Source organism: Streptomyces sp. NPDC048290 (genome assembly GCF_040652095.1).
Lineage (GTDB): Bacteria > Actinomycetota > Actinomycetes > Streptomycetales > Streptomycetaceae > Streptomyces.
This window is the reverse complement of the sequence record NZ_JBEZLM010000007.1, coordinates 100,125-113,309: the sequence shown is the minus strand read 5'-3', so window position 1 is coordinate 113,309 and position 13,185 is coordinate 100,125. Positions and strand designations below refer to the sequence as shown.

Annotated in this window: 12 protein-coding genes and 1 tRNA gene; 11 read left to right on the top strand and 2 right to left on the bottom strand. The window is 72.6% G+C overall.

Annotation, left to right across the window (positions count from 1 at the left end):
- The first annotated feature begins 30 nt into the window (after positions 1-30).
- The 4 genes from AB0D49_RS14095 to AB0D49_RS14080 all read left to right on the top strand — a co-directional run bounded on the left by AB0D49_RS14095 (position 31) and on the right by AB0D49_RS14080 (position 3,492).
- Positions 31-447 carry a Fur family transcriptional regulator gene (locus tag AB0D49_RS14095; protein ID WP_362756088.1) on the top strand — a complete coding sequence of 139 codons (417 nt, stop codon included), beginning with the start codon at positions 31-33 and terminating at the stop codon, positions 445-447.
- Between the two features lie 227 nt (positions 448-674).
- Positions 675-1,460 (top strand): ABC transporter ATP-binding protein, encoded by a 786-nt coding sequence (locus AB0D49_RS14090; protein WP_362756085.1) that lies wholly within the window; start codon positions 675-677, stop codon positions 1,458-1,460.
- The gene (locus tag AB0D49_RS14085; protein ID WP_362756082.1) at positions 1,457-2,323 is read left to right on the top strand and encodes an ABC transporter permease; all 867 of its coding nucleotides are present in this window, start codon (positions 1,457-1,459) and stop codon (positions 2,321-2,323) included. Before AB0D49_RS14090 ends, AB0D49_RS14085 begins: the two co-directional genes overlap by 4 nt.
- Entirely contained in the window at positions 2,320-3,492 is a 1,173-nt protein-coding gene (locus AB0D49_RS14080; protein WP_362756079.1) for an ABC transporter substrate-binding protein, read from the top strand. Before AB0D49_RS14085 ends, AB0D49_RS14080 begins: the two co-directional genes overlap by 4 nt.
- A 118-nt stretch (positions 3,493-3,610) precedes the next feature.
- On the opposite strand, the gene AB0D49_RS14075 is transcribed toward AB0D49_RS14080, so the two are convergent.
- A tRNA-Met gene (locus AB0D49_RS14075) sits at positions 3,611-3,684 on the bottom strand.
- 84 nt (positions 3,685-3,768) lie between these two features.
- Here AB0D49_RS14075 and AB0D49_RS14070 point away from each other — a divergent pair.
- The 7 genes from AB0D49_RS14070 (at position 3,769) to AB0D49_RS14040 (ending at position 10,940) form a co-directional block, all read left to right on the top strand.
- On the top strand, positions 3,769-4,581 hold the full coding sequence (locus AB0D49_RS14070) for an SUKH-3 domain-containing protein (protein ID WP_362756076.1): 813 nt from the start codon (positions 3,769-3,771) through the stop codon (positions 4,579-4,581).
- 251 nt (positions 4,582-4,832) lie between these two features.
- Positions 4,833-5,264: a hypothetical protein gene (locus AB0D49_RS14065; protein WP_362756073.1), complete on the top strand. Its 432-nt coding sequence runs from the start codon at positions 4,833-4,835 to the stop codon at positions 5,262-5,264.
- A gap of 50 nt (positions 5,265-5,314) precedes the next feature.
- Positions 5,315-6,871: a HAMP domain-containing sensor histidine kinase gene (locus AB0D49_RS14060; protein ID WP_362756070.1), complete on the top strand. Its 1,557-nt coding sequence runs from the start codon at positions 5,315-5,317 to the stop codon at positions 6,869-6,871.
- A complete protein-coding gene (locus tag AB0D49_RS14055; protein WP_362756067.1) occupies positions 6,774-7,433 on the top strand; it encodes a response regulator transcription factor in 660 nt (219 codons plus the stop codon). Before AB0D49_RS14060 ends, AB0D49_RS14055 begins: the two co-directional genes overlap by 98 nt.
- 314 nt (positions 7,434-7,747) lie before the next feature.
- A complete protein-coding gene (locus AB0D49_RS14050) occupies positions 7,748-8,350 on the top strand; it encodes a carbonic anhydrase (RefSeq protein WP_362756064.1) in 603 nt (200 codons plus the stop codon).
- 227 nt (positions 8,351-8,577) lie between these two features.
- Entirely contained in the window at positions 8,578-10,719 is a 2,142-nt protein-coding gene (locus AB0D49_RS14045) for a SulP family inorganic anion transporter (protein WP_362756062.1), read from the top strand.
- Positions 10,716-10,940, top strand: a complete 225-nt coding sequence (locus AB0D49_RS14040) for a hypothetical protein (RefSeq protein WP_362756060.1) — start codon at positions 10,716-10,718, stop codon at positions 10,938-10,940. The genes AB0D49_RS14045 and AB0D49_RS14040 overlap by 4 nt, the downstream gene beginning before the upstream one ends.
- A 231-nt stretch (positions 10,941-11,171) precedes the next feature.
- Here AB0D49_RS14040 and AB0D49_RS14035 read toward each other — a convergent pair whose 3' ends face one another.
- Positions 11,172-13,106 (bottom strand): sel1 repeat family protein, encoded by a 1,935-nt coding sequence (locus AB0D49_RS14035; RefSeq protein WP_362756058.1) that lies wholly within the window; start codon positions 13,104-13,106, stop codon positions 11,172-11,174.
- Between the last annotated feature and the right edge of the window lie 79 nt (positions 13,107-13,185).

Here is a 13,185-nt window from a genome sequence, read left to right as displayed (position 1 = left end):
CCTGGGCCCCTTGCTGTTAAGGTGGTCGGCATGAGTGACCTTCTGGAACGGCTGCGCGGACGCGGATGGCGTATGACCGCGCAGCGGCGTGTCGTCGCCGAGGTGCTCGCCGGTGATCATGTCCATCTGACCGCCGACGAGGTGCACGCCCGTGCCGTGGCCAAGCTGCCCGAGATCTCCCGGGCGACGGTCTACAACACGCTCGGCGAGCTGGTCTCGCTCGGCGAGATCCTCGAGGTCAGCACCGACAAACGGGCCAAGCGCTACGACCCCAACGCGCACCGGCCGCACCAGCACCTGGTGTGCGCCCAGTGCGGCGCGATCCGGGACGTCCACCCGACCGGCAATCCGCTGGCCGACCTCCCCGACACCGAGCGCTTCGGCTTCACGATCTCGGACGTCGAGATGACGTACCGCGGCATCTGCCCGAACTGCGCGAGCGCGTAACCAGCGCCAGTACCAGCACCAGCACCAGCACGTCCACCGAGCCCCGGTGCCCCTTCGGCGCCGGGGCCTTCGGTATGTCCGGCACCCCACCCAGACGCCCCACCCGGACACCGCGCCCCTCCGTCCCGTTCCGTCCCCACCCTTCCCGAATCCCTTCCCGAATCTGACGACCCGTCATATGGTCGACGGCACCCACCAGTCCGTACCGCACTCCGCGAGGAGACCCAGTGGGAGAGCCGTACACACCGGAAGCGAACCGTCCGAAACTCACCGCCACCGATCTGACCCGCACATTCGGCCGAACCCCCCACGCGGTCGACGCCCTCGGCCCGCTCGACCTCACCGTCGCCGCGGGCGAGTTCGTCTGTGTCGTAGGCCCCTCGGGCTGCGGCAAGTCCACCCTGCTGCGGATCGCCGCCGGGCTGCTGCGCCCCAGCACCGGCCGCCTGGAGATCCGCACCGCCAGCCCCCGCCCCGCCGCGATGATCTTCCAGGACTATGGGATCTACGACTGGAAGACCGTGCGGGCCAATGTCCGCTTCGGTCTGGACATCCAGGGCGTCCCGCGCCGCGAGGGCGACCGGCGCGCGGCCGACTGGCTGGCCCGGCTGGGCCTCGCCGACTTCGCCCACGCCTACCCGGCGACCCTGTCCGGCGGGATGCGCCAGCGCGTGGCCATCGCCCGCGCCCTCGCCGTCGAGCCCGAACTGCTGCTGATGGACGAGCCCTTCGCGGCGCTTGACGCCCAGTTGCGCACGATCCTCCAGGACGAGCTGCTGGAGATCACCCAGGCGCTGCGCACCACCACGCTGTTCATCACCCACAGCCTGGAGGAGGCGATCGTGCTGGGTGACCGGGTGCTGGTGATGTCCGCCCGGCCGGGCCGGATCATCGCCGAGCACCGCCCGCCGTTCCCCCGCCCGCGCACCGGTGACATCCGCGCCACCGCCGAGTTCACCGCGCTCAAGGGCGAGCTGTGGGAACTGCTGCGCAAGGAGGCGGTGCAGGTATGAGTACCGTCGTGCGCACCCCGCCCGCCGAATCCGTGCTGGTCCGTGAGCCGGGGCCGCGTGAACTGCATCCCGGGCGCACCCATCGCCGCCGCCGCGCCCTGGAGGTCTCCCTCGCCCTCGCCGTGCCGCTGGCGCTCGTCCTGCTCTGGCAGTTGGCCGCCGCCCAGGCGTGGATCGACGACCGGGTCTACCCGGCCCCGTCCACGATCCTCGCCGACGGCTGGGACCGGGCGGCGGCCGGTGAGCTGTGGCCGGACGTCTGGGCCACCTTGCGACGCGTGCTCGCCGGGTACGCCGTCGGCACCGCCGCCGGGTATCTGCTCGGGCTGCTGATGGGGTCGTTGTCCCTGGTCAGGGCGGCGCTGGAGCCGCTGCTCGACGCGCTGTACGTGGTGCCGAAGCTGGCCCTGCTGCCGATCTTCCTCAATATGTTCGGGCTCGGCGAGGGTCCGCAGGTGGCGCTGGTCGCGGCGACGGTGTTCTTCTTCGTGTGGATCTCCACCATGTCCGCGGTGATCGCGGTCCCGGCCGGGCACCGGGACGCGGGCCGGGTCTTCGGGGCGTCGCCCTGGCAGATGTTCCGCCATGTGCTGCTGCCCGCCTCGCTCCCGGCGGTGCTGGTCGGGGCGCGGATCGCGGCCGGGGTGGCGGTGCTGGTCATCGTCGCCTCGGAGCAGATCGCGGCGGCGGACGGGCTGGGCCATCTGATCTTCGACTCCCGGGCGCTGTTCCAGAACGATGTGATGTTCGTCGGCATCGTGTGCGTCGCCGTCCTCGGCGTCCTGTTCTCCGAACTGATCCGCCTGGCGGGCCGCTTCCTCACCCCCTGGGCACCACGCGACCGCGGACGGGGCCAGTCATGAACCGAAGCGATATCGCCGGCCGGCCCAGAAGACGCGGCAGATGCGGAGGTGTCCTGCTGGCGGTCGCCGGACTGCTGGCATCGGCGGCCTGCTCCGCCCAGGGCACCTCGGACGACAACGACAACGGCACGAAGCCCCGCCCCCGCACGATCACCCCGGTCGACGGCTGTGGCCCGACCGCCTGGACCGACCCGTCGGACCTCGCCGCCGACCGCGCCCCCGCCCGCTGCGCCCCGAACGCGCCCGCCCCGAAGCCGTTGTCCGAGCCCCGTGCGCTGACCATCGCCACCGGCACCTTGAGCGCCGAGTACGTGGCCGCGCTGCGGGTCGCGGTGGACAAGGGCGAGTTCGAGAAGGAGGGCCTGGACGTCACCCTGAAGGTGCTGCCCACCCCGGACGCCCTGCCGCTGCTGGCCAAGGGCGATCTGGACGCGCTGTGGGCGGCCCCGGAGGCGGCGGTGATGAACGGCGTCAAGGGCGGCTTCGACATCAAGTGGGTCGCCGGGAACTTCTCCCCCGACCCGGCGTCCAAGAGCGGGCTCTGGGTGCGGGCGGAGGGGGACGCCGGGCGGGTCGAGATGGCCGGGCGCAAGCTCGGCACGATGATCGGCAAGGGGTCGGTGATCGCGTACCCGATGCAGCGGGCGCTGCGGGAACACGGCGGCGGCCTGGACCGCATCCAGTACCAGCAACTGGGCTCGGCGGACGTACTGACGGCGCTGCGCAACGGCGGCGTCGACTCGGCCTGGCTGCTGGACCCGGTGTGGCGCACGGTGGACGGCGAGCGGGGCTACACCTTCCTCGGCGGCCAGCCCCTGGGCGAGCCCCTCGGCGGCCTGCTGTACGGCCCGAACCTGCTGTCGGACGACGCGGACGCGGGCGTCGCCGTGCTCCGCGCCTACATCCGCACGGTGAACACCTACTTCACCGGCGACTACAAGGACGACCCGGCCTTCGTCGGCTATCTCGCCGGACTGCTGGAACAGGACGCCTCGGTGCTGCGCTCTACCCCGTCCCTGCGCATGGACTGGGAGATCCGCGACGGCACCACGGACCGACTGCAAGCGGCCTACGCGGCCCAGGGAGTGGCGGAGGGCGACCCCCTGCCGGAGTCCCGCACGGTCGACCGCGCGCTGTACGCGGAGGCGGTGGGCCACGAGCCGGACTGAGTGCCGTACGCCACACCGCCGCACACCACACGGCCGTACGCCACACCGTTCGTACGACCTGCCGTCGTACGACACACCAAGGGCCGGAACCCTGAGGGTTCCGGCCCTTGGCCTTGAGTAGCGGGGACAGGATTTGAACCTGCGACCTCTGGGTTATGAGCCCAGCGAGCTACCGAGCTGCTCCACCCCGCGTCGGTGAATGCAACGTTACGTCACCGGGGTCCGACGAGGCAAATCACGGCGCCGGGGGCGCGGTCCTCGGGTCAGGATGGCGTGATGGTGAGCCCCGAAGACTGGATGCGGGTGCGGCGCGGTCTGCGGTTCGGGCAGCGGCTGCGCGGCACGGTGACGGCGGTCCCGCGCCCCGGCGCGATCGGCGTCTTCATGGACCTCGGTCTGGCGGTGGACGGTTACGTCGACGTCTCCCTCCTGCCCCGGGACCCGGCCCGCTGGCCGGTCGAGGGCACCGCGTGCGACGTCGAGGTCTGGTGGGCGGACGACCGGCCGCGGATCGCTCTGAAGCCGGTGGACCGGCGCTTCCTGCGGGACGACTTCACCGCGTGGCAGCGCGCCACACGACCGGACTGGCCCGAGCGCGTCCCGGTGGAACGGGCGTGGGTCGACGCGGCGGCGGCGCGCCGGAGGACGGGCGTGGTCGAACGGACCCTGCGGGCGGCGGGCTGGGCGCCCGGCCGCAACGTCCCGACCGGCGGCTGGCGGGCGGCGCTGGAGGCCAGCGGTCTGGTGCGGATGCACAGGGCCGCGCGCGGCTTCCTCGCGGAGTTCGGGGGTCTGCGGGTCCGGGTCGACGGGCCCGGCATCACCTGTGCCAGGACGCCCTTCCACTTCGACCCCGGGCTGCTGACCGGTGAGGAGGACCGCTTCGCCGACTGGAGCGCCGCGCTGGGGCGGGCCGTCTTCCCGATCGGCGAACTCGACGAGGGCCGGTTCTTCCTCGGGATCGACGAGCGGGGCGAGGTGTACCTGCTGGAGACCTGGGTGGCCCGGTTCGGGCCGGTGCGGGACGCGCTGGAGAAGCTGGTACTGGGGATCGCGCCCGAGCGGGTGGACGTCGGACCTGCCTACTGAGGGGGTCGGCGGGGAGACCGGCGGCGGAAGGGTCCCGCTGAGGGGGCTGTCGCGCGGGTCCGCTGAAGGCATGCCCGTCATTCACCCCGTGGCTACCGAGCGGTCCGGGCCCGGCTCGCGTATCTCCTGGCGCACCAAGGAACGGCCAAGCGTCAACCACATACGCCCCATCCGTCTCTCAAGAGATCTCAAGAGATGAGAATCCTCTCCTCTTTCAGGCAACTGTTCGATTGGACTGGACAATCACCCCCATGAAGAGGCTTCGCAAAGCCAATCTGGCGATCACCGTGGTCGCCGCCCTGGCAGGGGCCGGGATGGTGGTCGGAAAGGCTCTGGTGGACCAGGGACGGCCGCTGGATCTGGGGCCCTCCGTCGAGGTGGGGGACCCGAGCGCGGACGCCATCCCGCCCGCCTCGGAGTCGGCGCCGCCGAAGTCGCCGCACGGCCCCTCCGTCTCCCCGCTCGTCCCCTCCCCCACCCCCAGCACGGGCCCGACCCTGCTGCCCGCCCCGGAATCCTCCCCACCCGACCCACCGCCCACCACCACGCGGCCCCCCGGAGGAGTGCCCGTGCCCTCGCTCACCCCGCCCCGCAGCAGCGAGAACCCCACCACCCTCCCTCCCCCGCCCGACGACGATGACGACGCGGCCGGCGGTTCGGACGACGACGGAGGCGGGGACTGATCGGCGTGCGGCGGCACACCGCCAGCGCGCGGTCGAAGATCGTCGGATGGATGCTGCTCCTCGTGGGAGCGGCCCTCGCCCTGCCCACGGTCGGCATCACCGTGGTGTGGCAGGCCCAGCTCGACGACCAGATCGATGCCCAACTGCTGCGCGAGGCCGAGAAGCTGCGCCAGTTCGCGGTCAGCAGCGAGCAGCCCGGCACCGGTCCGCGCTATCCGGACGGGGCGTCGCTGCTGACCGCCTTCATGACCATCAACCTGCCCAACCGCGAGGAGACGTTCTTCAGCATCGTCGACGGCCAGGCCGACCGCCGCAGTTCGGCCGCCGCCCCGGCCCGGCTCGACCTCGACCCCGAGGTGGTGGCCCTGCTGTCCGCGCTGCCCGCCGACCGCGCCCAGGTCGGCTGGCTCACCGACTCCTCGGTGGGCCGGGTCCGCTACGGGGTCATGCCGGTCCGGGTCGCCGGTGATCCGCATGACGTACGGCTGGTGATCCTGGAGTTCCGGGACCGTCAGCTGTCGGAGGAGCGGGGGGTCGCCAAGATGCTGCTAGGCACCGGGTTCGGCGCGCTGGTGCTGGCGGGCGGCGCGAGCTGGCTGGTGGCCGGGCGCATCCTCGCCCCGGTCCGGCTGGTGCGGCACACCGCCGCCCGGATCAGCGAGTCCGATCTCACCCAGCGCCTCGATGTACGCGGCGACGACGACGTGGCCGCGCTCGCCCACACCTTCAACCGGATGCTGGACCGGCTGGAGAGCGCCTTCACCACCCAGCGGCGCTTCCTGGACGAGGTCGGCCATGAACTCCGCACCCCCATCACCGTCGTCCGCGGTCATCTGGAGCTGCTCGACCCGGGCGGGCCGCCGCGCGGCGGCTGGGACGTGGCGGTCGCGGAGCGCGCGGCGACCCGCTCCCTGGTGCTGGACGAACTCGACCGGATGAGCCGGATCGTGGACGACCTGCTGCTGCTCGCCAAGGCCGAACGGCCCGACTTCCTGAACATCGGTGAGACCAACCTCACCGATCTGATCGTGGACGTCGTCGCCAAGGCACGTGCGCTCGGCGACCGCTACTGGCGGGTGGCGGCGGTCTCCGAGGCCACCGTGCTGGTCGACGGCCAGCGGCTCACCCAGGGCCTGATCCAGCTCGCCGCCAACGCCGTACGGCACACCCTGGACGGCGATCTCATCGAGATGGGGTCGGCGATCCGGGGGGACAAGGTGCTGCTGTGGGTGCGGGACACCGGTCCCGGGGTCGGCCCGATGGACCGGGAGCGGATCTTCGGCCGGTTCGCGCAGGCCGGGCGAGGGGCCGCCGACACCGGTCAGACAAGTCAGGCGGGCGGTCAGTCCGGCCGCGGCGGCGCGGGCGGCGGGATCGGTCTCGGCCTGGCGATCGTCCGCGAGATCACCGAGGCGCACGGCGGGGTCGCGTGGGTGGAGGACGCGACGACCGGCGGCGCCCGCTTCGTACTCCAACTTCCGGCGTACCACCCCGGTCAGGAAGGACCCCATGCACCGGATTCTCATAGCGGAGGACGAGGCGGGAATCGCCTCCTTCGTAGAAAGGGGCTTACGCGGACATGGCTTCCTCACCTCCGTGGTCGGTGACGGTCTGTCGGCCTACGAGCACGCCCGCTCCGGCGACTGCGATCTGATGATCCTGGACCTCGGGCTGCCCTCCGTCGACGGACTGACCGTGCTGCGCAAACTGCGCGAGATGCGGGTGACCCTGCCGGTGGTGATCCTCACCGCCCGGGACGGCGTCTCGGACGTCGTGGCCGGCCTTGAGGGCGGCGCGGACGACTACATCTCCAAACCGTTCGCCTTCGAGGAACTCCTCGCCCGGGTCCGGCTGCGGCTGCGCGCCGAGGGCGGCCCGGAGTCCTCGCTGCTGCGCGCCGGGGACCTGGTGCTGGACCTGCGCACCCGGCGGGTCCATGTCGACGGACGGGTGGCCGAGCTGTCCGCCCGGGAGTTCGCCCTCGCCGAGGTCTTCCTGCGCAACCCGGACCAGGTACTGACCCGAGAGCAACTCCTCAGCCGGGTCTGGGGGTTCGACTACGACCCCGGCTCGAACATCGTCGATGTCTACGTCCGCTATGTGCGGCGCAAGCTGGGACCCGACCGGGTGGAGACCGTACGGGGGGTCGGGTACCGGCTGCGGGCGTAACGCCCTGAGCTGCGACGACGGCGGCGGGCCGCCGGTGGAGCCACCTCGGGGTGTGGCTCGCGCCGGGTGCGACAACGTTGCCGTACCGAGCCGTCGGCCGTCGCTGACAACGTTGCTGGGCCGGTGAGAACTCTCTCACCGTGATCTCACAGCCGGCTCATCGCACACCCGCATGCTTCCGGGCCAGGACACCGACCCCAGGTGTCTCCTCCTCACCGGCGGCCCCGGTGGTGTCAGCCCGCGGCCGTCGATCCACAGATCCGAGAGATCCGAGAGATCCGACGGATCCGACAGATCCGGCCTGGAGCACACTCATGAAGAAACTGCTCGACAACGCACGGACCTTCCACGACCGCGTCGCCCCGCAGCGGGACATGTTCCGCCGGTTCGCGGCCGGGCAGAGCCCCAGCACCCTGTTCATCACCTGCTCCGACTCCCGGGTGGTGCCCGCGCTGATCCTGCGCACGGGCCCCGGTGAGGTCTTCGAGCTGCGCAACGCCGGGAACATCGTCCCGCCCTACGACCCGGACCGCTTCTCCGGCGAGGCCGCCACCCTCCAGTACGCGGTGGATGTACTCCAGGTCAAGGACGTCGTCGTCTGCGGGCACTCGCACTGCGGGGCGATCGGGGCGGTGGCCAGCGGCCAGGATCTCGCCGCGCTGCCCAGCGTGGACCGCTGGGTCTCCTTCGCCCGGCCCGGCCTCAGCCCGCTGCTCGGCGCCCCGCCGCAGGACCCGGCCATGGCCGCGTTCGTCCAGCGGCATGTCGCCGCCCAGCTCGACACCCTGCGCGGCTACCCCGAGGTGGCCTCCGCGGCGGCGGCCGGACGGCTGCGGCTGCACGGCTGGTACTACCGCGTCGACACCGCCGAGGTGCTCGAACTCGACGAAGGCGACGGCGAGTTCCACCTCCACTGATCGGGCGCCCAGCCCGGTGTGGAAAGCGACAGCACCGGCCGGTCGCACCCCTCGCGTCCGGCCTCCCCCCCTCCATGCCCCCCACAGACGCGTCCGGCCCGCCCGCCCGAGCGCCCCGCCCCGGTCCTGACCGGTCGGGGCGGCCCCGGGCACCCCTCGCACAGCCCCCGGCCCCTTCGCCGGATCTCAACCGTGCGGTGCCGGACGCGGCGAAAGGATCGAACACTGTGTCAAACGACCGAGTACGTCCCGGTAGTTCCGGACGGCACGCGCGGCGGAGCGCGGGGCCCCGGAGCGGCGGTACCTCCACCGCCGCCCCCGGCAAGCCCACGAGCGCCTCCTTCGGTACCGACCTCGTCGCCTCCGTCGTCGTCTTCCTCGTCGCCCTCCCGCTGTGCATCGGAGTCGCCGCGGCCTCCGGAGTGCCGGTCGCGCTGGGCATCATCTCCGGCATCATCGGCGGTCTCGTGGTGGGCTTCCTGCCCGGCTCCTCGCTCCAGGTGAGCGGCCCGGCCGCCGGACTCGCCGTGCTGGTGCTGGAGTTCGTCACCGAGCACGGCGTCGGCCTGCTGGGCCCGGTGGTGCTGGTCAGCGGGCTGCTCCAGATGGCGCTGGGCGCGCTGCGCGCGGGCCGGATCTTCCAGTCCATCTCCCTCTCCGTGGTGCAGGGCATGCTGGCCGGCATCGGCGTCCCGCTGATCCTCAGCCAGACCTACGCCATGGTCGACTCCAAGCAACTGGGTACGGCCCTCAAGAACATCGCCGGGCTGCCCGACCTGGCCGCCGCGGTCGCCGGGGACGCGCACAAGGCGGCGGCGCTGGTGCTCGGGCTGATGGCGCTGGTGCTGTGCTTCGTCTGGAAGAAGGTCCCGGCGCCGCTGAGCAAGGTACCGGCGCCGCTGATCGCGGTGGTGCTGGGCTGCGTGATCGGGGCGATGCCGGGCTTCGAGGTGAAGAAGGTGTCGTTCGGCAACATGCTGGACGCGGTCACCTTCGTCACCCCGTCCGCGCTGAGCCATCTGCTGGACCCGGCGCTGCTCACGATGATCGTCACCTTCACCGTGATCGCCTCCGCCGAGAGCCTGTTCAGCGCGGCGGCCGTGGACCGGATGCACACCGGCGCCCGGACCAAGTACAACGCCGAGCTGTTCTCCCAGGGCGTCGGCAACACGATCGCCGGGCTGCTCGGCGCGCTGCCGCTGACCGCGGTGATCGTGCGCAGCGCGGCCAATGTCCAGGCCGGCGCCAAGACCAAGATCTCCCGCATCCTGCACGGTGCCTGGCTGCTGGGCTTCGGTCTGCTGCTGCCGGGCCTGCTGGGTCTGATCCCGGTGTCGGTGCTGGCCGGGGTGCTGCTGCACGCGGGCTGGAAGCTCTTCAACCCCCCGGCGTTCAAGCAGATGTGGCAGACCGACCGGGGTGAGGGCATCGTGATGCTGATCACCACCGGCGCGATCGTCGTGGCGAATCTGCTGGAAGGTGTGCTCGCCGGGCTGGCCGTGGCGATCGTGCTCGTGGCGCTGCGGATGTCCCGGATGACCATCAAGCGGACGACGACCGACGACACCGGACGCCTGGAGCTGAAGGGCAACGCCACGTTCCTGCGGCTGCCGAAGCTGATCGAGGCGCTGGAGTCCATCGCCGACAAGCCCCGGGTCCATGTGGACGCCTCCGGTCTCTCCCACCTGGACCTCGCCTGCCGCAGCCAGATAGAGGAGTGGGCGGAACAGCGCCGCAAGTCGGGCGCGCTGCATGTGGACGTCCGGCTGCCGCACGACGGAAGCGGCGGGAGCGGCGGCAAGGACGCGAAGGAGAGCGGGGAGGCGGAGCGCGGGCCCGTCGCGGCCGAGGCGGTGGCGGACACGCTGGAGACGGCGACGGTCCGGCCCGGCACGGAGGGCGAGAACCTGGTCCATCCGTACGCGACGGCTCCTACGGCCGACGGTCATCCGCATCCGATGGGCCAGGGCTACGCGCAGGGCCAGCCGGGACAGGCGGGCCAGGCGGTTCCGCCGCCGCGGTCGTACCAGCCGCCGTATCCGCCGCCGTACCCGCAGGCACAGCCGGTCCACCCAGCCCATCAGGTCCACCCGGTCCATCCGGTCCATCCGGTCCATGCGGCGCCGACGCATCCGGGACATGTGCACGGGACCGGGCATCCAGGGCATCACACCGCCCACCCGACGCACCCCGCGCAGACCCATCCCGGCCAGGCCCATCAGCCCCACCCCCACACCCACCACCCGGCGCCCCCGGCTCCGGCGCCCGACCCGTACGGGCCGTACGTCCAGCCGGGTCAGGGGACGGGGTACTGGGGCCCGGAGGACGACTGGGCCGCCCAACAGTACGGCGAGGGGACCCGGCGATGAGGCTGCCTCATCTGCTGGACCTGACGGCTGACGAGGACGACACCTTGTTCCTTCTTCTCCAGTCCCTGCACCGCTTTCTGATGGCGTGCCAGGACGACCCCGAACTCATCGCCCGCCACCCCGAACTGCATACGACGGTCGAACCGGGCCAGCCTCCGCTGCCGCCGCCGATTCCGCGCCGGCGCGCGATCCGCCCGGCCGAGCGGGACGCCCCGCGATGACCGTCCCCTCCTAGCCGACCGGTCGGCTCCGCCACCGACCGGTCCCAGCGCCGGGGTCTCCATACCGGGCTCATGGAGACCCCGGCGCCTCATTGCCCAAGGAGAGACAGCACCTGTCACGCCGTAAAGGGGCGCTGGGGGTACCCCCTCTGGGGGAGGAACTGCGCGACCGGCCACATACGACCCGCACCCGGGACTCAACCGCCCCCGCGCCGCCGAACCCCGTACACATCACGCCGACAATTCCTCCCGCAGGGCGTCCCTGAGCCGAGTAGCCCGCTCAGCGACCTCCCCCGGCCCCAGCGTCACCGCCCGATCCGCCCAGTGCTGCCCCTCCCGCAGCTCCCCACGACGGGCGTACACAAGAGCGAGCCGAAGCGCGGCCCGCCCGTGGCCCGCATCAGCCGCACGCGTCCACCACACCGCCGCCTCAGGCTCACTGCCCTCCCGCGCCAGCAGCAGACCGAGGTTGAACGCCCCGTTCCGGGACCCCGCCTCCGCGGCGGCCCGGTACCAGCGAGCCGCCTCGACGACATCACCCCGCCCGGCGGCGAGCATCCCGACCCGCACCTGGGCGCGCCGGTGCCCCTGGGACGCGGCCCGCTCGTACCACTCCTCGCACTCGGTCTTGCCGTGCGCGGGCTCGCCCAGTCCGTGCGGCGAGACCGGCGGACGCCGGGCGTCGAGCACGGCGGCGAGCCGGTACGCCCCCTCCGCGCTGCCCCCGCCCGCGGCGCACCGCAGATGCCGCTCGGCGGCGCGCTCGTCGCCCTCGCGCAGCCGGGCGATGCCGACCTGGAGCGCGGCGTCGGTGTGCCCTGCGGACGCCGCCCGCTCGTACCAGCGCAGCGCGTCGGCGTCGGCGCCCCGGCCCGCGTAGAGGATGCCGAGATTGAACGCGGCGTCGACGCTGCCCGCCTCGGCCGCCTTGGAGAACCACGGCTCGGCGCCGGTCGCGTCGCCGCCCTGGAGCAGCAGGATGGCGAGCGCGTTGGCGGCCTCGCGGTGTCCGTCGTAGGCCGCGCGCCGGTACCACTGCTCGGCCTGGGCGGTGCGGCCCTGCTCGGCGCAGAGCAGGGCGAGGTTGTAGCCGCCGTTGATGTCCCCGGCGTCCATCGCGGCCCGGTACCAGCGCTCGGCGGTCTGGGTCTCGCCGCGCTCGGCGTGCAGCGCGCCGAGCGCGTTGGCGGCGTTGCCGTCGCCGTCCTGGGCGGCCCGGAGCCACCACACGGCCGCGTTCTCACTGTCCCCGGCGTCGCGCAGCAGGAAGCCCAGCGCGCAGGCGGCCCGCGCCTCGCCGTCCTTGGCGGACGTCAGGTACCAGCGCCCGGCCTCCTTCAGCTCGCCGCGCTTCTCCAGGATCGCGCCGAGCTGGAGCGCGGCCCGGCGGTGACCGCGCGCGGCGGCCTGCCGGTACCACTGCTCGGCCTCGGCGGCGCGGCTCCGCGCGGAGCCGTCCTCGCGGAGCTGTGCCCGCGCGGAGCCGTCCCCGGCGACCCGGGCCCGCGCGGAGCCGTCCTCGGCCCGGACCCCGGAGCCGGCTGCGCCCGGCTGCCGGTCCTGCTCCTTGAGCGCCTGCCGGTCCAGCTCGCGGGCGAGCCGGTACGCGGCCTCCCGGTGGCCGCGTTCGGCGGCGGCCCGCATCCACTGCTCGGCGGTGGGGTCGCCGCGGTGCTCCAGGAGGTCGGCGAGGGCGTAGGCGCCGAGCACATGACCCTGCTCGGCGGACTGGCGCTGCCAGTACTCGGCGGCGGGTTCGTCGCCGCGCTCGCGGTGGTGGCGGCCGAGCGCGTGCGCGGCGGCAGCGGACCCGGCGACGGCGGCGATCCGCCACCAGCCCGCGGCCTCGTCGGCATAGCCCCGCTGGTGCAGCAGAACGCCGAGGTTGTTGGCGGCGGCACGGTCACCGGCGGCGGTGGCGGCCCGCAGTTGGGGTTCGGCTCCGTCGAGGTCGCCGCGGCGCAGCAGCATGGCTCCGAGGACGCTCATCGCCTCGACCTCACCGGCGTCGGCGGCGGCTCGGGTGCGTGCCTCTTCAGCAGCCTGTCCCGTATCGTCCCGGTCGGCCCCGATCTTGTCCTGATCGGAACCGATCACTTCCCGATGGGAAGGCTGCACAAAACGCCCTGTATCCAACAGAGTTGCCTTGTCCCCCATAACGTCCATCGTCGCACCACCAACAACCTGGGTACACCTGGTATACCGCAGCCAGTGAGGTCACTTCAGCGTTTTGTCGACATGCCCA